The organism is Chryseobacterium formosum, assembly GCF_026460885.1.
GTDB lineage: Bacteria > Bacteroidota > Bacteroidia > Flavobacteriales > Weeksellaceae > Chryseobacterium > Chryseobacterium formosus.
Genome location: NZ_JAOVZW010000008.1, coordinates 1 through 21971, shown reverse-complemented (window position 1 = coordinate 21971; position 21971 = coordinate 1). Strand labels below are relative to the sequence as shown.

Below are 21971 nucleotides of genomic sequence, written 5' to 3'. Positions count from 1 at the left end.
ATTTAGAACAAGCTTTATTATTTATAAATATTCAGGTTTTACTGGTTTATTTTTTAAATACAAATTTAATCCTTCCTTATACGCTTTCAGAGCAATTAACCACTGCTTACGTGAGTATCTAAAATAAAGTATTATAAAAATGTACAAAAAGTTATAAAGCACAACATATCTTGAATATAAAAAACTGTAATTTTTAAGCGAAAAGTACACTAAATTTCGCCAAAGAAACTTCACTGAAAAATCACTCATTTTACCTGTAGATGTAGATTCATTATGATGAATTACAGAATCTGAAATATACCACAAAGTCTTTTTCTTTTCATTTAAAGCTCTGTGAACAAAATCTGTATCATCGTAATAAACAAAGTAATTTTCATCCATTAATCCTACACTTGTAAAAATTTCCCTTTTTACCAGCATAAAACATGTTGGCGCATAATCAACCTTTTCGTCTTTATTGAATTGTCCGTGATCTTGTTCTTCCTGACCGTATTGTATAGTAAGTCCGTTTCGTTTTTTGTAACCGCCACCTGCAGCCCAAATTTTATTTGTTCCGTAAAAATAAATTTTAGGAACTACCAAATCTGCATTATGCTTATCTAATCCGAATAACAATTTTTCAAGAGCATCACTTTCAAGAGCAATATCATTGTTAGATAACAGTATAAAATCACAATGGTCTTCTACAGCTTTTCTGATGCCAATATTATTTCCTTTTGCTACACCATAATTGTCATCATTCTCGATAATTATCGTTTTAAAAGAATATTGAATACTTAATTTTGTGCTAAGTTCCAATGAACTATCGGGAGACAAATTATCTACCACATACAAAACAAAGTTGGTATATGTTTGTTTGCTTAAGGTTTCAAAAAACTCATTAAGTACAGATTCACTATTATATAAAACGGTTACAATACCAATCTTCCCATTCATTTGTACAGACCTTTATTCTTCATCTCCTCAATAGATAATTCGTATTTATCTACAGGAATTTCCTGTTCGTTCACCCAGCCTGTAAAAGCCTGTATTCCTTTATCAAAATCCCATTGAGGTTCAAAACCTAAATCTGATTTTATCTTTGAAATGTCTGCAAAATTATGTCTGATATCTCCTAATCTATAATTTCCGGAGACTTGAATAGGTACTTCTAATTCATAATATTTTGCTAATGTATTGGCTACAGTTATTACATCAGTCGCAACACCTGTTCCTACATTATAAACCTTACCGTTTGCTTCCTCTTTTTCTAATCCTAAAATTGTCGCCTGAGCAATATCTTCTATAAAAACGAAATCTCTTGTTTCTTTTCCGTCTTCAAAAATATTTATTTCGTTCCCGTTTTTAATACGGGTTGAAAATATTGATAATATTCCGGTATATGGATTTGATAAAGATTGCCCGGGACCATAAACATTTTGATATCTATAACTTACAGCGGCAATATTCAAAGATTTACAAACTGTTAGAACAAGCTGTTCTTGATTTTGTTTGGTAATACCATATACTGAAGTTGGATGAATTTTGCTATCTTCTGATGTTGGAAGCAATTCTACATTCTTTTTGCATAAGGGACATTTGCATGAAAAATCTCCGCTTTCCATATCTTTATCTTCCCTTTCTACAGGATATACAATTCCATGCTTGGTACAATTATATTTCCCTTCCCCATAAATAGCTCTGGATGATGCGATAATAACTTTTTTTACCTGATGAGCATTATTTGCCAAAAAATCCAACATCATAGCTGTTCCTCCGATATTTACATCAATATATTTTTTTATTTCGTACATTGATTGTCCTGTTCCTGTTTCTGCTGCTAGATGTATAATTGCATCTTGGTTTTCCAGTGCATTTATCCAATCTTCTTTGCTGGTGACAGAACCTTCAATAAATTTAACTTTATTAATAATATTTCTGTAAAGTGGTGAAGTATTTTCTGGATTATCTCCGTGAATTTGTGGTGATAAATTATCTAAAACTGTCACCTTAAATCCTTTATCTATAAGTTTAAGGGCAATATTAGAACCTATAAAACCAGCTCCTCCCGTAATCAGTATATTTTTCATATCTCAATAAAATTACCTTTAGCATCGGTCTTTAACCAAGCTTGTTTTTCAAATGAGTAGCGTTTTATAATTTTCGCTGGCGCTCCAACAATCACACAATAATCCGGAAAACTCCCATAAACTACGGAGTTGGTGCCTACAATACATTGTTTTCCTAAAACGGTTCCTGCTTGGATTGCTGCACCATATCCTATGAAACAATTTTCCCCAATCAATGTTTTTTTTACAAAATGTTTTTGTTCTAGAATATGTTTATTTATTTCTTTATAATCATGATCAAGATTAGTAATAAATACATTACCGGAAATTGTAGTATTTTTTCCAATGCGCAGTTCTTGTTCACCACTTATAATATGAAAATTTTGTCCAATATTGGTATTTTCTTCAATTACAATTGAGCCACCATTATGGGTTTCCATACGACATTTCGGATAAATTGCCACTCCTTTTTCTATTCTCACATTTTTTCCGTTAAATATAAAAATTGGAGAAAGAAATGTAGATTTGAAATGTATTTTTCCGATTTTAAAACGAACCGGAATAGTGCGTAAAATACGCTCTAAAATAGCCAACTTTCCTCTATCAAAAAAATTCATGATTTACTTTGTTTATTGCTTTTGTAAAACAAAACGTACTACGTCACCATCTTTCATTTTGTTAAGAATTTTTGCTTGCTTATGACATTCTTTTTCGAATTCTGATGAAAACGGGAAACTTCCACTATATTTTATATTTCTAATATATTTTTCACTTTCAATAAATTGGTAAGCTCCTGATTCGTAATGTTCATCTTTTATTACAAATCCTGTATTTTTTGCCAAATAGTTCATACTTTTCACACTGTGTATGTAAAAATGACGGGGAGCGTCTAACTGAAACCAATTAACATCATATTTACGCCATGCAAAACTATCTACAACGGGAATCTGTATCAATAAAATACCATCCGGTTTTAAAAGTCTGTGTAATTCCTGCATTACATCTGTTTGATGATCCATGTGCTCTAATACACCACTCATCATGATTAATGAATAACTTCCTGTATGCTCAAAAACCGTTTGTTTTAAAACTTTACCCGAGTTTTTATCTAATGTAATATCTTTATCGATGAATGGATCAATCCCTGTTAAATTTCTATATCCCCAAGTTGCCATTTGTTGTAGAAAATTACCATTTCCGCAGCCAACATCCAAGATAGGAGACTGAAAATCCATATCTCTTAAAACAGATAGTAAATTAGACTCTTTCTGATAAAAAAAGTTATAAGGTAATATTCGTCTATAATATAACTGAAACAGAATATTTTTCACAGTCGTTTTCCAATTTTTCTTGGGCTGACTTTGAAAAGAATAATACTGATCAATAGGATAATATTTTGCCAAATCTGCAGGAGGCTGATTAATCTGTAAGCAACCGCATAATGAACACTTAAAATATATGAATTCATCGTGAAAACCAAACATCATTTCACGACCAATCAATTCTTTATTATTTTTTGAATTATCACATATTTTACATTTATATTCTGTCATCATCTTTTTCGTTTGATAATTGTTTTTGTGCTAAAGTCTAACTTTTTCATTAGACGTTTTATTATTTCATTCTTTAGCAATAGTGGAATATATAACAAAATTATTAAAACCAAAATGATTGCACTAATTTCATTTTTTGGTATATAAACAGAAAGAAATACAGCAACACAAATTAAACTAATCAATAAAAAAAGTAAAAATTGAAGCCTATAATTTATACTGAAAATATTAAAATAATTTAAACGTATTTTTTTTCCGTAGCTGTAAATTAATATCACCGAAGCAATTGAGACAGAAATACCCCACGCAAATGCCACTCCATAGCCTTCGAAAAACAACCCTAGTAAATAACCTAAAATTAAATTAAGAATTGCCATTATACTGTGTACAAATACTAAAATCGTCAATCGACCTTCTGCCAAACAGCTAAAATAAGCTGGACTACATAAAATGTTTATAACTGATGACATACTCAAAATCAACATAGAAACAGCAAATTCTATATTAAAACTTCCAACCCAAAATATAGAAATAAACGGTATTCCCAATATCAGCAGAGAAGACAGAGGTAATGTAAAAATCGCTAAAACCCGATTCATCATTTGATAAAATTTTTGCGATTCTCCTTCTGTTTTTATTTTAGCATTTTCTACAATTACCGGAATTACTATTTGATTGGCATTTACCAGCAAAGCACGAAATTGGTTGACTGCCTTGCTTGCCATTTCATAATGTCCTACAAATGCCAAACCTCCAAATTTACTCAAAAGTACTTTTGTTGTCGGTTCACACAAGAGTTGAGCGACCGAAACCATTTGAAACTTGTAACCGTAATTGAAAAGTTCTTTAAATGATTGTGAACTCCATTTCCAGTAACGGATTTTATTATCGGGATTAATTCTAATGGTAAATACCAAAGCTGTTACAAAAATAAAGACAGATTGTAAAAGTTGTGCTATAGCAACACCTTTTAGATGATATACGGGTGTTAACAAAGCTGTTGCAGCAAACATTATAATACCCGAAATAATATAGATGAAATTTCTAATGTAATTTTTTTGATGACCTTCCAAAACAGACGTAAAAACACCACCAACTGCATTAATACAGAGAGAAGCCAAAGAATAAGGAAGTATTTCTAATGCGGTATCAAGAAAATTTTCGTCAATTATATACTCTAAAAAAAACTGAGCGCCGAAAAGTATAATTAAACTTAAAACAACAAATAAAACTACCATCGATAGTGTAGATGTAAAAATAAGTTTGCCAAGTTTAGTATTATCATTTTCTGTAAGATACTCTGCTACAAACTTTACCAAGCCCGAAGTTAATCCAAGATTAGCCAAATTTGCAATCGATGAAAAAGATAAAATGAGTGACCAAACTCCCAATTGCTCAATACCAATTGATTTCAACAAATATTTATACAGAAAAAAGTACAATAAAGCAGTAAAGACAACCTGAACGACTGCCGAAACTGCATTAATTGTTAGTTTTTTTGAAGAAAAATTCATTACATCATTTGGTATAAATTAGAGCAACTTACATTGAATTTTAATTTCAGATTGATAATGGTGAAGTTAAAAATATTTTTGCCACCATTTTTTTTCTTCCGCATTATAGCCATATCCATACTTATTTCCGTATCCGAAATTAGATTCTTTTACTCCGTTTAGAACAATTCCTACGTTTTTAAGTTTATCATCTTCAATAGAGTTATTCAAAAACTCAATGTAGCTATTTTCTGTAACTTCAGATCTGGTAACATATACAATCGCATCACTCTTATCAGCAATAAGGAAAGAATCTGTTACAAGAAGTAAAGGTGCAGTATCTAAAACAATATACTTGTATTTATTCTCTGCCTTGATTAATTCTAAAAGCTCATCTAATCTACCATTTTGCAAAAGATCTGTAGGATTTGGAGGTATAGAACCAGAATAAATAAAATCACAATTTTCATTATAACCACTTGGATGAGTTATTTCGTTAATAGAAATTTCTTCTCCACTTAAGAATTCTGTTAAACCTTTTGCATTTTTCATAGCAGGGTTATATCTCTGCAACTGCGGATTTCTTACATCGGCACCTACTACTAATACTTTACTACGTGCAGAAGCTAATATAATTGATAAATTTGTTGATATAAAAGTTTTACCTTCCCCTTTTACTGAAGATGTTACCAAAATAATATGTGGAGCATCTTTAGCAGGTAATAAGAATCTTAAGTTAGTTACAAAAATCCTGAATGACTCCGCCATTGGAGTAACATCATTAAAAGAAACAAGAGGATTTTCTTTAATTTTAAGTTTCGGGATTTCCGCAATAACCGGAATTTTTGTAAGCTTAGCAATATCAGCTCTTGTAATAATTGTGCTCTGCAATAATTGTTTTAAATAAATAAACACAAAGGGAATTAATGCTCCTGCCAAAAGAAAAACGCCTAGAGTAAACATTTTCTTCGGTGCAACTGGCTTTCTATATACAAATGCCTTATCAATAACTCTTGCTTTTTCTGCAGTGATTTCCATGCTTATTGCTGCTTCTTCTCTCTTTTGCAAAAGCAATAAATACAGACTCTCTTTTATTTGCTGCTGTCTTTCAATACTTCTGAAAAGTTTCTCCTGCGTAGGAATTTTACTAATCATTTGCTCAGAACTTCCTAACTGACCTTCAACCTTTCTTTTCGCCAACTCTAGTGAAATGGCATTTTTTTGAAGCGTTTCAGATAAAGAAGATTTCATTTCTTCAATTTGCTTGTTAACGGTCTTTACTAATGGGTTGTCTGGTGTAGCTTCTTCAAGATATTTATTTCTTTGTAAAACCAATGCGTTATATTCTTGAATTGCTTTTCCAGCAGCATCGTTATCCAAACCAATATTCAGAGGCAATACATCTCCCGATCCTTTTTTGTTTAATGTACTTTGAAGAATCCTGTTAAGCTCCACTTGCGTTCCCAACTCAAGAATATGAGATTTGCTCTGTTCTTTCATCTGAAGATTAATTCTTGCCTCAGAAGCCAAATCAACTATTCTATTATCTGACTTATAACCTTCTTTTTGAGTCTCAACATCACCTAATTCTCTAGATATTAAAGTAATTCTTTTATCTATAAAATCTTTTGTTCTTTTTGACTCAATATTCTTGTCATTTACTGCATAAACATTGTACTGTCTTACTAAACCATTTAATAAATCCTTAGCTTTATCTTTATTTTCAAAATCAACAGACAGACTGATAATCGTTCCGTCTTTATCTAGCAAATCTACCATTAAAGCTTCCTGAAGATCATTAACAGTACTCTCAAAATCGCTATAATAAAAACAAACATCAGACATATCCATCTTCTTTAAGGGCTTAAATGTTTGATTTTTACTAATAATGATATTTGCATAAGGCAAACTTATCGTTTTATTGTAGGTAGTCGTGATATCTTTTTTCCATTCTTCCGAAGATAAGACAATTTCGTTACCTTTAGATTTAATAGAAATAGGTTTTTTGGGTAAATCTACATTCTTTTTATCCTGAATAACATTAATTATGTATGGATTTGTAACTCCGTAAAGTTCTACTTGATTAAATGTTTGCTTTGCATAAACCGGTGTTTGAAAATTGTGTTCTCTTACAACATCTTCAACAATACTTTTTGACTCAAAAACTCCAACTTCGTTTTCGATACTGTTTGTACCCATTCCGCTAAATCCACCTATACTTTGCAATATGCCTATATCTCCTGAGGCAGCAGACATTTTCTTTGCATCTTTTATAAGTACAGAAGTTTGAACCTTATAAATAGAAACTTTTGATTTAAGATAAAAAATTGCCAATACTCCCATCAGAAAAACCATTCCTACGAAATACTTCCAATTTTTCACATATGGACTAATAAACTCTTTAATATTAACTTCTTTATTGTTTTTGTTATCCATTTTGTTGGATTATATTGAGAATTAAGATTTATTTTTAATTATTCTATTTTAAACGCTGCAAATATATCTATATTTTATAAATTGAAGGCATTGATATTTCATTATAATAGACTTTATCAGTATTTTTCAGTTATCACAAGACCTTTAATTATTATCATTTAAAAAATTTACAAACAATTTTATAATACTACAAAAAATATGTAATATAAGAAAACATGTAAAGATAATATTTTATTGAAATTTATATGTAAGCATTAAACCTCCTCTTGTAGGAATAATTTCCCCACTTTTATTCCAGCCATTTGCACCATCGTAGCGCTCATTGTTATCTTTCAAATATCCTTTGTAAATGGACTGCGTTGCTCCAATGCCTGCATAAATATCTAATCCAAGTTTTTCGTTTATCACAAAATGATAACCACCACTTATCCCGAATATAAAAGCAAGACCTTTTTGGTATCTTTCTGTTATCCTAATATTTCCGTCCGGCAAAATCTCAGGATTACCACTAGAATCATAAACAGGAGATGCTCTTAAATAATTCCATTTTTGAATATTAAAAGCCGTGATTGATCCGTATGCTCCGACGTACCATTTTTTCATTACTTCATCAAAATAATATCTACCTTCTAAAGTTCCCATATAAAACTGCAAATTTTTGCCATGAAATGATTTCCACGGAGAAATAAAGCCTTCAGCCTGTATTGAAAATTTTTTATTCAAAGGTTTTTCTACAGCTAAATTAATCATCGCCAAAGGCAAGAATACGGTATTTGCTTTCAATTCTACTTTCTGTGCCTCAATTTTCATGAAAACCAAAAATAAAAAAATGAAAGATATTTTTGAAAAGAATTTGATTTTATACTTCATAACTATATTTCAACATCATTATCTTAAAACAGAAAAAGTTTTAAGCAATATTTTTAAATCATTTTTAAATGTAAGGTGATTGTAATAATACAAGTTCATTTTTATTTTCTCAGGGAAAAGAACTTCATCATTATATTTTAAAGGGTTTTCTTGTCGGTTTAATATTTCTTCTTCATTTCTATATTTAATTCCTGCTTCACTCGTTAAGCCTGGTTTTAATCCAAGAACTAATCTGTCATTTCCCTTTAATACATCATAATATCCCGAAATATCCGGTCGAGGTCCCACTAAAGACATATCTCCTTTAAGAATATTAAACAACTGTGGCAGTTCATCCAGCTTGGTTTTTCTCATCCATTTCCCTACTGCTGATTTTGTATGAGTGATGGAATGGTAGGTTCTGAATTTATAGATTATAAAAACTTTTCCAAATCTGCCGATTCTTTTCTGCCGGAAAATACCCGGAAACCCCGTATCAAAAGACGAGATAATAAAAAGAATAAAAAAAACAGGGAGTAAAATGACGGTTGCCAAGAAACCTATTCCATAATCCATCATTGCTTTCCACCAAGGATATTTTTTCACTTCCACAAAATTGGTCTGTAAATATAAGGAAAGATGTTGACTCTCTATTTAAGGATTTAAATTTAAAACAGAATATTAAACATAAAAAACAGCTTACTTCATGAAAAGCAAACTGTTATATTCGTATATTAAATTTAATTAAAACAAATTATTTTATTACTCTCTGTGTTCTGAGTAAAGCAAACCAACTTTTATACAATTTAATCTAACTTCAAATCACCTTCCACCATCTCTTTCACCAAAGCCTGAAGATCATATTGCGGTTCCCATCCTAATTGTGTTTTAGATTTCGTAGGATCACCAATTAAAAGATCTACTTCTGTAGGTCTATAATATTCCGGATCGACAGAAACTACTGTTTTACCTATTTCTAATTGATATAACGGATTATTACATGCTACAACTTTCGCAACTTCAGATTCATTTTCGCCTTCAAAAGATAGTTCTACCCCAATTTCATTAAATGCCATACGCACAAAATCTCTTACAGATGTTGTAACACCTGTTGCAATTACGAAATCTTCAGGTTTATCCTGCTGAAGAATTCTCCACATTGCCTCAACATAATCTTTAGCATGTCCCCAGTCACGAAGCGCATTTAAATTTCCTAAATAAAGACATTCCTGTTTTCCCTTTGCAATTGCTGCGGTTGCCATTGTAATTTTACGGGTAACAAAAGTTTCTCCTCTTCTTGGAGATTCATGATTGAATAAAATACCATTACAAGCAAACATTCCGTAAGCTTCACGATAGTTTTTTGTAATCCAAAAACCATAGATTTTTGCAGCACCATAAGGTGAACGAGGATAAAATGGAGAGTTTTCATCATAAAAACCTGCTGAATTTTTATTTTCAGGCAAGCCTCCATACAATTCAGATGTTGATGCCTGATAAATTCTGGTTTTCTTTTCTAAACCAAGAATACGAACCGCTTCAAGAATTCTTAAAGTTCCGATTCCGTCAACATTAGCAACATATTCCGGAGAGTCGAACGATACTTTTACATGAGACATTGCCCCTAAGTTATAAATCTCATCAGGCTGAACTTCCTGAATAATTCTTATAATATTCATAGAGTCTGTCAAATCACCATAATGCAATGTAAAATGTACATTTTGCTCATGCTGATCCTGATACAAATGATCGATTCTCTGCGTATTGAACGAAGATGCTCTTCTTTTAATACCATGAACTCTATATCCTTTTTCCAATAAAAGCTCTGCTAAATATGAACCGTCCTGCCCGGTAACTCCTGTGATTAATGCTGTTTTCATCTTCGTGATGTATTCGTTTTATAATATGTAAATGATGAATCAAAAATTCATCTATGACATTTTAACTTCTTTAAAATTATTTATGTTTTCTAAGAACCAATGATATGTTTTTGTGATTCCAGCCTCAAGATCTACCTTATGTTTCCAACCTAATTCATGCATTTTTGATACATCCATCAATTTTCTTGGAGTTCCATCCGGTTTTTCTGCATCCCAAAGAATTTCTCCGGTATGCCCTGTCACTTTCTGAATTAATTCTGCTAAATCTCTGATCGTTAAATCAACTCCAGTTCCTACATTATATAAATGCTCAGGAAGCCTGTTTTCTAAAGCAAAAATTACAGAAGCAGCCATATCATCTACAAAAAGAAATTCTCTCATAGGAGTTCCTGATCCCCATAATGTTACGGGTGCATTATCATTTTCTTTTGCTTCATGAAATTTTCTAATCATTGCCGGTAAGACATGAGAGGTATTCAAATCGAAATTATCATGCGTACCATACAGATTAGTAGGCATTAAAGAAACATAATCTTTATCAAATTGTTTTCTGATTGCTTCACAAGTTTTAATCCCTGTAATTTTAGCAACTGCATACCATTCGTTAGTTGGTTCCAAAGAATCTGTTAATAAGTATTCTTCTTTTAACGGTTGCGGCGCTAATTTAGGATAAATACAAGATGAGCCAAGAAAAATAAACTTTTCGACATCATTTTTCAATGAAGCATCAATCAGATTATTCTGAATCTGCATATTTTCCATCAAAAACTGATAAGGATAAGAATTGTTAGCTAAAATACCCCCAACTTTTGCTGCTGCATCAATTACCACATCCGGTTTTTTAGTTTCAAAAAACTCAGCTACCGCTTTTTGATCTTTTAGATCAAGCTCACTACTGGTTAACCCAATCAAATTGGTATATCCTTTTTCTGATAACTGTCTCCAAATTGCAGAACCTACCATACCACGGTGACCTGCTATATATATTACTGACTCTTTTGAAATCATTTTTATCGATTTAATTATCTTAAAGTTGATTTATATTTTTCAAGTTGATTGTACACTTTCTTTACATCCTGTGATTTTTCTTTGTGAAGAATCAACAATGCATCCGGAGTATGAACCAAAATAGAATCTTTAAGTCCTACAAAAGCTGTGAAAATTTCCGTTCCGATGACCATATTGCCATTTTCATCGACAGGATGACCTGTAGAACGTAAATAGTCATATAAAGATTCAAAAGATCCCAAATCATTCCATCTGAAATGTGCCGGAACCACTTTTATTTTTTTCGATCTCTCCATCACCGCATAATCAATACTGATGGAAGGAATCTGTAGTGATGCATCAATATTCAAACATTGATTTTCTGATGTTTGCCAAGCTTCATTGCATTTATCAAATACTTCAGACTGATAATTTTTTAATTCTTCTAAAAGCACCCCTGCTTTAAAGCAAAACATTCCGGAATTCCAAAGAAAAGTTCCTCTTTCTAAAAATTCCTGAGCAGTTTCCGTATTTGGTTTTTCTCTGAATGAGAGTACATCTTTACCTTCATATTCAATATAACCATATCCGGTTTCCGGTTTTGAAGGAACTACTCCGAAAGTTACAAGAAAATCCTTTTTAGCTAATTCAACAGCCTCTTTTATAGCTTTTTCGTAAGCATCTTGGTTTTGAATTAAATGATCTGAAGGTGTGATAATCAATATATCATCAGGATCTACTGCCAAAGCAGAAAATGCAATAGCGGCAGCTGTATTTCGAGCAGCAGTTTCTGTGATAAAAGTTTTAGGAAGAGAAATATCACTTAGAAGCTGTTTGCTCCATTCAATATGATCTGTATTTCCCACAACCATAATCTGATCTACAACTTTCTGATTACGTTCGGCTGTTAATTCAAACAATGCTTTACCAGAAAATAATTTTAGAAACTGTTTAGGATGTTGCTTACGTGAAAGAGGCCAAAGTCTGCTTCCTACACCTCCTGATAAAATTACGTTGTATATTTTCATGCTCTATTTTAATCACCAATTTATAAAAATCATCGACTGCGAAATTAAGTCCGACAATTTCATCCGCTTTTTATTAGCCTGTAAATATACGAGTATTTCTATTTTAAGACAATAATTACTATTTTTGAATCAATCTCTTCTTAAAAATAAAAAAAACAGATGCAACCTCAGCTTTAACTATTTAATTTAGACCTTGACCGATCATTATCACTTTAGTTCAGACACTGTGTGATACGATATTATTCTAACGCTTTATTCTGTTTATGCATGATAATGTTTTTTCAAAATATTTTTTAAAGCCTGACATTGTTGTTCCATTGAATTCCAAGATATCATGGTTGTGGGAACCTAATTGTCAATACACCATTTATCTATCCTTTCAGAGTATTAAAGTATATTTAATCCCTTTTTTAATCTTTTGTAAAGAAAGCATTGGTGAAATATAAAAACTCAGGCAACAATAACTTTTTTCTCTATACTTACAGTCATTACAGTGGCATTAAAGTGGGCTTTGAGTGGGAGTAACACTTCTTTAATTTGCACCTTCTTTTCTTCACCATTTTACTCATTCCTTCTGAGATTACTGCCCTTGATCAGTTTTTCTAATTTTCCCAAGAGGGTGTTGAGGATTTCATCCATTACCGGCAATTCATTATTTTGAAAGCAGTATGAGCGGTCTGTGTACTTTAAGAACGAATTTGTCAACCTGAAAAATTCCGGAGAAATTTTTTCGAAGAGAAATTCAATTTTCTCCAAAGACGGATCGGCGTACAGACATAAATTCCAAGTATCATCCATTTTGCTGAAGTTGGGGAAATAATTGCTCAGTGAACAGTATAAATAAAAACGCAGAATTCTCATTAAAGCATGTGAGAACAGCAGAAAAAATAATTCGTCATTTTCTGCATCAGCCTTTTCCCTAACAACAAAATACTGCTTTACGGTTTTTATCATTCTGTTATAATAGATGCATACATCTCCATGCTCATCTGAAGACAAATATTCCCAATGTATCGGAGGATGATACCGGTGTGATGCATACACCCTATTTTCATCTGTCATTATTTTGTGCATAAACTCCTGAGACTGAAAAAGGCGATCCTGTATTGAAAACCGGCGGTGTCCGAGAATAATAACATTCACTTTTCCTCGTGATTTGTCTCTAACAGACTGCTGAGTATCATATAAAGAATTGTCTCCCAAGCCCTCACCAATTAAGAGTAGATAGTAATATACTACCTTTTCCGTTCCGTTTTGCGAGTAGCTTTCTTTTTTATGGAACATATAAATTTCTTCAGGGCTCAATCTTTCCACTATCGTTTCAACAGCTTTTTCCAATCTGACATCAGACAGAACAGCAGTATCTTCGGCGGCAGTGGCCCAATGTTCTGTTTTTTTGAAAGCGGTCATTTTGCCGAGTTCCGAAAAACGGTCGACCACCATTCTGTATACCTGCTCTTCTGCAGCTTTAACCGCCCCAAAAGACTCTGAACTTACAAAGGATTCGTCATCTTCTTCCGCTGCTTTTATTGACTCTTCTATTTTGCCGATGAGGTAAAAAGAATGCTCGTCTTTCATTACGAATACCTTCTTAAGTTCGGGAATATATCGCATCAAATGCTTCAGTCTATGATGGATATTTTTCCCATAAGAGATCCATCCCATGAAAAGGTTTTCTAAATATTCAATATTATGCTCAAATACTGTAAGGTAGCTTTGAAAAGCACTTGCATACATCCGACGGGAGCGAAATTTTTCAACTTCGGTCATGAGTATATCATGGTCATGGTAAAATTTTTCCTTAAAAACATTGCGCTTTTTCTTAAACTCTTTTTTTGTACCATATGTCTGCAAAAGTTCGTCCACATTATCTCCTTTCCAAAATATTGCCGACGGATCAGCATAGTACTGATAAAAAGGGTTGCCGTGCTTCAGCTGATATTCCGCTTTGTGATAGTAAGAAATATATATGTGTACCTTATATGCTTCTGCTGCCTTCCCTATCCAAGGTCTTATGCGCAGTGTTTCTGCTTCCTTAGTCTCTTTCATCAGGATCAATATCTCAGTGTATTCTGAATTTTCAGTTTTGAAAAAATGAAGCTGAAGCACCGAGAATTCCTTGATGGTCTGTGAGATCTGATTTCTGATGATTTCATTATGTAAAGGAATGTCGATTTTGTTTTTTGTTTCCATTGTGCTGTATTTTAAATGTTACATCACAAATTTCTTTAACGAAGAGAAGGTATTCAAGTTTGTAAATGGATATTGTATTCCTGATTTTGAATATTTTATTTTTTGTTGAGAGATCTTTATAATTATGAGAAATAATTATACCAGCCTTAGTTTGAAATGTTCAATGTAAAAAGGGAGCAGGAGGATTTTTTGTTGGGTTGTACCTTTGAGGTATGATTCTCGATACAATTTTCTGCCATGCAGAAAATCACTCGAATTGACGGGAGTTATTAATGGATTACAGGACGATTTTTATTTCCCAGATTTTCTAATGACTTATTTTATCTTCTCCTGTTACGCTTCACAGATGGATTGTTTTGCGTCGAGCACTGTTGTGTGACAGATGAGAGGTGTCATCTAATCTTTTAAAAAAAGGTGTTGATCTTATCCAACGAATCCTTTCGTTTTGTATTGCGCCCAAAACTCAACTTCGAAATTTATTTTCTTTTTTCCAGCGATTACTATTTCCTGCATTACGAAGTAAAGGAATTATGGAAAGATATTTTATTCTGAAATTGAATAATATAGTCACTGCATTAGGATATTTACCGTATATTTTTTAACTTTACTATTCAATAATTTTAACCGAATGGCTGTATCTTCACGGCATAGAAAATAAAGACCCATGGAACAAAAAATACATCAGGGACGCAACGTCAAACGCTTCAGAGAAATGCTGGGCATTAAGCAGGAAGCTTTGGCTTTTGATTTAGGAAAAGAGTGGAACCAAAAGAAAATCTCGTTGCTTGAACAAAAGGATGTGATAGAAGATCCACTGCTTCAAAAAATATCTGAAGTACTTAAAATTCCTGTGGAGGCTTTTCAGAATTTTGATGAGGAGCAGGCTATTAATATCATTGCTAACACTTTTCATGAGGGAGCAGTTGCAAATAATTCCGGATATATTAATTGCTCTTTTAATCCTTTGGATAAGATGGTTGATTTATATGAGAGAATGCTTCAACAGCAGAAAGAAATGATTGATAAGCTTGAAAAATTAATACAAAATAAATAAACAAATCCTGAGATTACTCTCAGGATTTGTGGTTTACATTTTATATTGACTGTATTAGAGAAGATCTTTTAAGAAAAGAACTTTGCAATTACCTCCTTAATTCTTGCTCTATCCTCATCAGAAAGATTAGAGCCGGAAGGCAAGCATAAACCATTATCAAATAAGTTTTCAGCTACATCTGTTCCATAATAAGGTGCATCAGCAAAAACCGGCTGTAAGTGCATTGGCTTCCATAAAGGTCTAGATTCTATATTGTCTTCTAAAAAAGCCAATCTTAACTCTTCACGATTTCTCCCGGTAATCTTTTCATTAATTACCATTGCTGATAACCAATGATTTGAATAATATTCTTCCGTAGGTTCAGAAAAAACCTCAACCCCATCAATATCTTTGAAAAGTTCAACATAGAAATCGTGCATTTTTCTCCGTGCTTCCACTCTATCGTCTAAAACTTCCATTTGTCCGCGTCCAATTCCTGCTACAATATTACTCATTCTGTAGTTATACCCTATATGAGAATGCTGATAATGAGGTGCGTTATCTCTTGCCTGAGTCGACAAAAACACCGCATTATCTTTATCTTCCTGATTGTGGCAAACTAAAGCTCCGCCTCCAGAAGTTGTGATAATTTTATTTCCATTAAAAGACAAAATCCCGAAACGACCGAAAGTTCCACAAGATTTCCCTTTGTACGTTGAACCTAAAGCTTCTGCAGCATCTTCAATCACAGGAATCTCGTATTTATCCGCAATTTCAAGAATTTCATCCATCTTTGCAGGCATTCCATACAAATGAACAACGATGATCGCTTTTGGCTTTTTACCATTTGAAATTCTATCCTGAATTGCTTCTTCCAAAGCAACCGGACACATGTTCCAGGTATCTCTTTCTGAGTCTATGAAAACTGGAGTTGCCCCGCAGTAAGCGATTGGGTTTGCTGAAGCCACAAAAGAAAATGTAGGTGTAATTACTTCATCTCCAACTGAAACATTTAACATCATTAACGCTAAATGTATTGCCGAAGTCGCCGAATTCAAAACGCAAACCTCAACATCGTCTCTGAGAACTGACTGAAGACTTTTTTCAAATTCATTTATATTTTCACCGATTGAAGTTACCCAATTCTTATCAAATGCATCTTTAACAAATTCTATTTCTTTGCCTGAAAGATGTGGTGGTGAAAGCCATATTTTGTCTTTCATTCTGCTTAATTCTAAAAAGTAAATTTAATTGATTAAAAAACAACCTGAAAAATCACTTTTGAATTCTGTCGCCCTGACCTTTTCCGCCAACAGTAGCAAATATGTATGTAAAATAATCCGATAATGTTAAATTTTGAATCATTTCAGCATCCTTTTCTGCCAATTTTACAGGAGTTGACATATCAATTTCATTAATTTGAGCCAAGCCTGTAATCCCAGGAACAGCATTGTAAACCCCTCTTTTATCACGTTCTTCAATAAGTTCTTTTTGATTATATAAGTTAGGCCGTGGTCCCACCAAACTCATATCTCCCATTAAAACATTAATCAGCTGAGGTAGTTCATCCAGCTTAGATTTTCGCAAAAAGCTTCCGAATTTTGTTATTGAAACATTTTGAGAAAGATGCGTTGCCACAGATTTTGTATTCATCGGCATTGTACGGAATTTTATCAACTTAAACGGTTTTTTAAAACGTCCTACTCTTTCCTGAATAAAAATGGGAGATCCTGTATCAAATAATCCGATAACGTAAACTATCAAACCAATAGGCCAAAGAAAAAGAAGCCCGAAAAATGAAAATAAGAAATCGAATATACGGATCATAGCTTTGAATTTTAAATGAAGTTATTTTTACTGTTAAATATTAAATTATTTGGTTCCTTTAAAACTTTTAATCGTTTTAATAAGACCTTCTTCTGCTGACAAAGGAAGTTTTTCTATTCCTAATGCTGATTTTATTTTTTGATTGGAAACTACGTAAGATTCGGTAAGCTTTTTTAATCTTTCAGAGTTTAAGGGTAATTTTAATTTATCTCCTAAATCAGCAGTTTTTTCTATCAAACCTTTCGAAATATTCCAAAGCTTAGCTTTTTTATCTAGCGCTTTATTTACGGTTTCTATTAATTCATTTGTCGAAAGAGCTTCGTCGTCTGAAAAATTATAAATTCCGGGCTGCAAATTTTCTTTTAACAGCATCTGATGGATAAGATAATTTAAATTGTCAATTCCTAGAAAAGATCTTTGATTATGAAATGCTGCAAGAGGCCAAGGCAAACCTTTTTCTACTATTTTATACAAAAGATTAAGATTTCCTTTATTACCCGGACCATGAATCATACAGGGACGAATGATATAAATTTTCTTCCCTTCAGGTAAATTTTGGCTTAAAATATATTCTTCAGCTGCAATTTTTGATTTTCCGTAATGAGTAATTGGCTTAGCCTCTACCTTTTCAATTAAAATATCGTCAACAGAATCTGCAGCAGCTTTAACTGAACTAAAATAAAAGAATGTTTTTATATCCGAATATAAAAATTCATTGAAAAGCTCTTTAGTCAAATCCCGATTTATTTTATAATATTCATCCGGATTTGAAGTGTTTTTTGTATCATGCGCCTTACCGGCAAGATGGATGATTGCATCAGCATTTCTTTGCAAATTATGCTTCCAATTCTGATTTCTGAGAGAAATAGGCGAGACTACATAATCTTTGCTGCGCAAGAAAATTGAAAGATTTTTTCCTACAAAACCTGATGCTCCAGTAATAATTATTTTCATTACAATTTAAATTACAGAAAAAAAGATCAGCTTTTCTTCGAGATTATTTTTTCTAAATTTGAAATACATGAAGACATTTTAAAGTTATCTTCATAATATTTTCTACTATTATTCCCCATTTGTTGTAATTCAATATTAGATAACTGTGATGCAGCCAATATCGTTTTTGCCAATGAGGAATAATCTCCGGCAGCAACGGTAAATCCGCAATCAGCATCAATGATGTTTTCTGCACCTTCACCGTTTAACATTGCTACAACAGGTTTTGAAGCACTCATATATGCCTGTAATTTGGCAGGAACCGTTAAATTAAAAATAGGATCATCTTTAAGTGTAACCAACATTACATCTGCTTTATCGAAAAAGCTTGACATCGCTTCAACAGGAAATCTTCCCATAATTGAAACAGTGTCATCAAGTTTATGATTTTGAACAAAATCCCTCACAAATGGCATTTTTCTTCCATCTCCCACTAAAATAAACTTAATATTCTTATTCTCTGTCAGCTGCAATGCTGCCATCATTATGTTATCTAAATCCTGAGCTTCTCCTATATTACCTGCAAACATCACTTTAAATCCGTCTGGCAGAGGTGGAATTGGAAAGTCTTTATTACCTTCTGAGATAGAATCTTCTGCCCAATTTGGAAAATATACTATCTTATTATTAAAATCTCCTTTTTTATTGATTGCTCCTCTAAAACCTTTGGAGGTTATTAATATCTTCTCTGAGTTTTTGTAGAAGCTTTTGATAACTTTAGTATAATAGTTCAGAACAAATTTATTTTTAACTCCTCCTGCAATAGATAAGCTTTCCGGCCATAAATCCATTACCCAAAAATACACAGGTGTTTTCCAAAGTTTATTGATTAATAAAGCCGGATAATACTGTGTTATTGGAGATGGTTCGTGAACAATTATTGAATCAAAACTATTATTTAACCCTAAGAAAAAAGCTTTTATTGAAGCAAAGAAAGCAAAGCTGTAATAATTAGCAAATAACCGCAAACCACCTCCTTTTCCTCTTGGCAATAATAATGATCTTATTACTTTTACACCATTTACAACTTGCTTTCTATTCTTAAAAAAACCATATCCTTCAAAAATTTCCCCTTCGGGATAATTGGGAATACCAGTTAAGACCGTAACATCATGTCCACGATTTTTTAATTCAAAAGCTAAATCATTACTTTTAAAGTTTTCAGGATAGAAATATTGGGTAATTATTAAGATATTCACTTTTTTAAATCTCTTCCGACCAAACAGTTCTTTTAATATAATCTGTATAAGAAATAATAATTCTTACCACCTTCTCTGAAACATTCGGCATTGAGTAATCTGAGACAGGTCTGAAGTTTCTTTCTTCGCCAACTTTTTGCTGTAAAACTTGTGTTAAAGCCTGCAAAATACGTTCTGGAGACAAACCGACCATCATTACGCTTGCTTCTTCCATTGCCTCCGGTCTTTCGTGTGCCTGACGAATATTTAATGCTCTGAAATTTAATATAGAAGACTCTTCCGAAATTGTTCCTGAATCTGATAAGACTGCATACGCTCTTTTCTGCAAAGCATTATAATCATGAAAACCTAAAGGTTTTAAAAACTGAATTTCAGGACGCATTTCAATCTGCATTTTATCAATCATATTTTTCGTACGAGGATGCGTAGAAACGATAATAGGATACTGATATTTTTCTGCAATTGCATTTAAAGAATCCATTAAACCTCTGAAATTCTTTTCAGAATTGATATTTTCTTCACGGTGAGAAGAAACTACGAAAAATTTGCCTTCTTCTAAATTTAGTTTTTCAAGAACCGGTGAAGCATTAATTTGAGGCAAATAATGATTCAAAACCTCAAACATTGGTGAACCTGTTTTAATGATTCTGTCTGCGGGAAGGCCTTCTCTTAAAAGATACTCTCTTGCAATATCCGAATAAGTCAAATTAATATCAGAAGTGTGATCTACAATTTTACGGTTGGTTTCTTCGGGAACCCTCTGATCAAAACATCTGTTTCCTGCCTCCATGTGGAAAATTGGAATATGTCTTTTCTTTGCCGGGATTGCACACAAACATGAGTTTGTATCTCCTAAAACCAAAAATGCATCAGGCTTTAGTTCCTCCAATAAAGGATCAATTTTAATTAAAATATTCCCTACTGTTTCAGTAGCTGTTTTTCCTGCAGCTTCAAGGAAATAATCAGGTTTACGAAGTCCTAAATCTTCAAAAAAGATTTGGTTCAGTTCGTAATCGTAATTTTGTCCTGTATGAACGATGATATGCTCTATAGCTTCAGAAGCATCCAAAGCATCTAATACTCTTGATAGTCTGATAATTTCCGGTCTTGTTCCAACGACCGTCATTACTTTTAATTTTTTCATATATTATTTCTTGCTTTCTGCTTCAAGCTTTATTTTTTTGTTACTAATTTCTTCAGGTATTCCCCATATCCGCTTTTGCCATATTTTACGGCAGTCTCAAGAAGTTTTTCTTCATTTATAAATCCGTTTCTAAAAGCGATTTCTTCAATACATCCTATTTTAAAGCCTTGCCTCTTTTCAATAACGCTTACAAATTCTGAGGCATCATTTAAAGAATCAAATGTTCCGGTATCTAGCCAAGCGGTACCTCTGTCTAAAACACCAACTTCTAGTTTCCCCTTGCTTAAATAAACATTGTTTACGTCCGTAATTTCAAGTTCACCTCTTGGAGAAGGCTGAATGTTTTTGGCGATTTCTACAACTTCATTATCATAAAAATACAATCCCGGAACTGCATAATTTGATTTTGGCTGCAATGGTTTTTCTTCAATAGAAACAGCTTTGAAGTTATCATCAAACTCTACAACGCCATATCTTTCAGGGTCTGAAACGTGATAAGCGAAAACAACACCGCCATTTGGATTGGTTTTATTTTTCAATAAAGTTCCCATTTCCGATCCGTAAAAAATATTGTCTCCTAAAACTAAAGCCGCGGAGTCATTTCCAATAAACTCATCTCCCAAAATAAAAGCCTGTGCTAATCCGTCCGGACTGGGTTGAACTACATATTCAATATTACAACCGATTTGTGAACCATCTCCTAAAAGCTTGATAAATCCTGCCTGATCATGTGGAGTGGTGATAATCAAAATATCTTTAATTCCCGCTAACAATAAGGTAGATAGAGGGTAATAAATCATCGGTTTATCGTAAACAGGCATTAATTGCTTGCTGACAGCAATTGTAAGAGGGTAAAGTCTGGTTCCGGAACCTCCGGCTAAAATAATACCTTTCATCTTGTGTTATTAGTTGTATTGTTTTTCGTAATATTTCTGGTAATCTCCGCTTGTTACATTTTCCAGCCATTCTTTATTTTCCAAAAACCAATCGATTGTTTTTCCTAATCCTTGTTCGAAAGTTACGGAAGGTTTCCAGCCTAATTCAGAATTTAATTTTGTTGCGTCAATTGCGTAACGTTTGTCGTGTCCTGGTCTGTCTTTTACGTAAGTAATTAACTTTTCAGAATGACCTGCAGGATTTCCTAATTTTTCATCCATTTGCTTGATCAATTCTTTTACCAAATCAATATTTTGCCATTCGTTGAAACCACCAATATTGTAAGTTTCTCCCGTTTTAGCATCGTTAAAAATTTGGTGAATTGCTTTTGCATGGTCAATTACAAATAACCAATCTCTTGTGTATTTTCCA

General features: G+C 32.7%; 20 protein-coding genes. 1 reads left to right on the top strand and 19 read right to left on the bottom strand.

Features of this window, described 5'->3' with window-relative positions:
- Positions 1–21 precede the first annotated feature (21 nt).
- From OF897_RS06475 to OF897_RS06420, 12 genes are all read right to left on the bottom strand, one after another.
- Positions 22–936, bottom strand: a complete 915-nt coding sequence (locus OF897_RS06475; protein ID WP_267264873.1) for a glycosyltransferase family 2 protein — start codon at positions 934–936, stop codon at positions 22–24.
- Entirely contained in the window at positions 933–2069 is a 1137-nt protein-coding gene (locus OF897_RS06470) for an NAD-dependent epimerase/dehydratase family protein (protein WP_267264872.1), read from the bottom strand. The genes OF897_RS06475 and OF897_RS06470 overlap by 4 nt, the downstream gene beginning before the upstream one ends.
- On the bottom strand, positions 2066–2665 hold the full coding sequence (locus tag OF897_RS06465) for an acyltransferase (protein WP_267264871.1): 600 nt from the start codon (positions 2663–2665) through the stop codon (positions 2066–2068). The genes OF897_RS06470 and OF897_RS06465 overlap by 4 nt, the downstream gene beginning before the upstream one ends.
- A gap of 12 nt (positions 2666–2677) precedes the next feature.
- Positions 2678–3604 carry a class I SAM-dependent methyltransferase gene (locus OF897_RS06460; RefSeq protein WP_267264870.1) on the bottom strand — a complete coding sequence of 309 codons (927 nt, stop codon included), beginning with the start codon at positions 3602–3604 and terminating at the stop codon, positions 2678–2680.
- A complete protein-coding gene (locus tag OF897_RS06455) occupies positions 3601–5115 on the bottom strand; it encodes an oligosaccharide flippase family protein (RefSeq protein ID WP_267264869.1) in 1515 nt (504 codons plus the stop codon). Before OF897_RS06455 ends, OF897_RS06460 begins: the two co-directional genes overlap by 4 nt.
- Positions 5116–5181: 66 nt before the next feature.
- Entirely contained in the window at positions 5182–7530 is a 2349-nt protein-coding gene (locus OF897_RS06450; RefSeq protein WP_267264868.1) for a GumC family protein, read from the bottom strand.
- A 231-nt stretch (positions 7531–7761) separates the two neighbouring features.
- Positions 7762–8400 carry a DUF3575 domain-containing protein gene (locus OF897_RS06445; protein WP_267264867.1) on the bottom strand — a complete coding sequence of 213 codons (639 nt, stop codon included), beginning with the start codon at positions 8398–8400 and terminating at the stop codon, positions 7762–7764.
- 18 nt (positions 8401–8418) lie between these two features.
- Positions 8419–8985 (bottom strand): sugar transferase, encoded by a 567-nt coding sequence (locus OF897_RS06440; RefSeq protein ID WP_267264866.1) that lies wholly within the window; start codon positions 8983–8985, stop codon positions 8419–8421.
- 200 nt (positions 8986–9185) lie between these two features.
- A complete protein-coding gene (gmd, locus tag OF897_RS06435) occupies positions 9186–10259 on the bottom strand; it encodes a GDP-mannose 4,6-dehydratase (protein ID WP_267264865.1) in 1074 nt (357 codons plus the stop codon).
- 51 nt (positions 10260–10310) lie between these two features.
- A complete protein-coding gene (locus tag OF897_RS06430) occupies positions 10311–11267 on the bottom strand; it encodes a GDP-L-fucose synthase family protein (protein ID WP_407648285.1) in 957 nt (318 codons plus the stop codon).
- A gap of 14 nt (positions 11268–11281) precedes the next feature.
- Positions 11282–12274 (bottom strand): mannose-1-phosphate guanylyltransferase, encoded by a 993-nt coding sequence (locus OF897_RS06425; protein ID WP_267264864.1) that lies wholly within the window; start codon positions 12272–12274, stop codon positions 11282–11284.
- Positions 12275–12835: 561 nt separating this feature from the next.
- Entirely contained in the window at positions 12836–14467 is a 1632-nt protein-coding gene (locus tag OF897_RS06420; protein ID WP_267264863.1) for a hypothetical protein, read from the bottom strand.
- Between the two features lie 664 nt (positions 14468–15131).
- On the opposite strand from OF897_RS06420, the gene OF897_RS06415 reads away from it, so the two are divergent.
- The gene (locus OF897_RS06415; RefSeq protein ID WP_267264862.1) at positions 15132–15521 is read left to right on the top strand and encodes a helix-turn-helix domain-containing protein; all 390 of its coding nucleotides are present in this window, start codon (positions 15132–15134) and stop codon (positions 15519–15521) included.
- 68 nt (positions 15522–15589) lie between these two features.
- On the opposite strand, the gene OF897_RS06410 is transcribed toward OF897_RS06415, so the two are convergent.
- The 7 genes from OF897_RS06410 to OF897_RS06380 form a co-directional block, all read right to left on the bottom strand.
- Entirely contained in the window at positions 15590–16723 is a 1134-nt protein-coding gene (locus tag OF897_RS06410) for an aminotransferase class I/II-fold pyridoxal phosphate-dependent enzyme (protein WP_267264861.1), read from the bottom strand.
- 52 nt (positions 16724–16775) lie between these two features.
- Positions 16776–17327, bottom strand: a complete 552-nt coding sequence (locus tag OF897_RS06405) for a sugar transferase (protein WP_267264860.1) — start codon at positions 17325–17327, stop codon at positions 16776–16778.
- A gap of 45 nt (positions 17328–17372) precedes the next feature.
- Positions 17373–18281 carry an NAD-dependent epimerase/dehydratase family protein gene (locus OF897_RS06400; RefSeq protein ID WP_267264859.1) on the bottom strand — a complete coding sequence of 303 codons (909 nt, stop codon included), beginning with the start codon at positions 18279–18281 and terminating at the stop codon, positions 17373–17375.
- Positions 18282–18307: 26 nt separating this feature from the next.
- Entirely contained in the window at positions 18308–19519 is a 1212-nt protein-coding gene (locus OF897_RS06395) for a glycosyltransferase family 4 protein (protein WP_267264858.1), read from the bottom strand.
- A gap of 4 nt (positions 19520–19523) precedes the next feature.
- Entirely contained in the window at positions 19524–20663 is a 1140-nt protein-coding gene (gene wecB, locus OF897_RS06390) for a non-hydrolyzing UDP-N-acetylglucosamine 2-epimerase (protein WP_267264857.1), read from the bottom strand.
- 29 nt (positions 20664–20692) lie between these two features.
- The gene (rfbA, locus tag OF897_RS06385) at positions 20693–21559 is read right to left on the bottom strand and encodes a glucose-1-phosphate thymidylyltransferase RfbA (RefSeq protein WP_267264856.1); all 867 of its coding nucleotides are present in this window, start codon (positions 21557–21559) and stop codon (positions 20693–20695) included.
- Between the two features lie 9 nt (positions 21560–21568).
- Positions 21569–21971: GDP-mannose 4,6-dehydratase (locus OF897_RS06380; protein ID WP_267264855.1), on the bottom strand; the 403-nt coding region annotated here is incomplete at its 5' end.

Coding starts and splice junctions, on each gene's coding strand:
- wecB (WP_267264857.1), bottom strand. CDS start 20,663: ATGAAAAAATTAAAAGTAATGACGGTCGTTGGAACAAGACCGGAAATT.
- OF897_RS06415 (WP_267264862.1), top strand. CDS start 15,132: ATGGAACAAAAAATACATCAGGGACGCAACGTCAAACGCTTCAGAGAA.
- OF897_RS06400 (WP_267264859.1), bottom strand. CDS start 18,281: ATGAAAATAATTATTACTGGAGCATCAGGTTTTGTAGGAAAAAATCTT.
- OF897_RS06405 (WP_267264860.1), bottom strand. CDS start 17,327: ATGATCCGTATATTCGATTTCTTATTTTCATTTTTCGGGCTTCTTTTT.
- OF897_RS06410 (WP_267264861.1), bottom strand. CDS start 16,723: ATGAAAGACAAAATATGGCTTTCACCACCACATCTTTCAGGCAAAGAA.
- OF897_RS06425 (WP_267264864.1), bottom strand. CDS start 12,274: ATGAAAATATACAACGTAATTTTATCAGGAGGTGTAGGAAGCAGACTT.
- OF897_RS06445 (WP_267264867.1), bottom strand. CDS start 8,400: ATGAAGTATAAAATCAAATTCTTTTCAAAAATATCTTTCATTTTTTTA.
- OF897_RS06475 (WP_267264873.1), bottom strand. CDS start 936: ATGAATGGGAAGATTGGTATTGTAACCGTTTTATATAATAGTGAATCT.
- OF897_RS06420 (WP_267264863.1), bottom strand. CDS start 14,467: ATGGAAACAAAAAACAAAATCGACATTCCTTTACATAATGAAATCATC.
- OF897_RS06460 (WP_267264870.1), bottom strand. CDS start 3,604: ATGATGACAGAATATAAATGTAAAATATGTGATAATTCAAAAAATAAT.
- OF897_RS06470 (WP_267264872.1), bottom strand. CDS start 2,069: ATGAAAAATATACTGATTACGGGAGGAGCTGGTTTTATAGGTTCTAAT.
- OF897_RS06450 (WP_267264868.1), bottom strand. CDS start 7,530: ATGGATAACAAAAACAATAAAGAAGTTAATATTAAAGAGTTTATTAGT.
- OF897_RS06430 (WP_407648285.1), bottom strand. CDS start 11,267: ATGATTTCAAAAGAGTCAGTAATATATATAGCAGGTCACCGTGGTATG.
- gmd (WP_267264865.1), bottom strand. CDS start 10,259: ATGAAAACAGCATTAATCACAGGAGTTACCGGGCAGGACGGTTCATAT.
- rfbA (WP_267264856.1), bottom strand. CDS start 21,559: ATGAAAGGTATTATTTTAGCCGGAGGTTCCGGAACCAGACTTTACCCT.
- OF897_RS06465 (WP_267264871.1), bottom strand. CDS start 2,665: ATGAATTTTTTTGATAGAGGAAAGTTGGCTATTTTAGAGCGTATTTTA.
- OF897_RS06455 (WP_267264869.1), bottom strand. CDS start 5,115: ATGAATTTTTCTTCAAAAAAACTAACAATTAATGCAGTTTCGGCAGTC.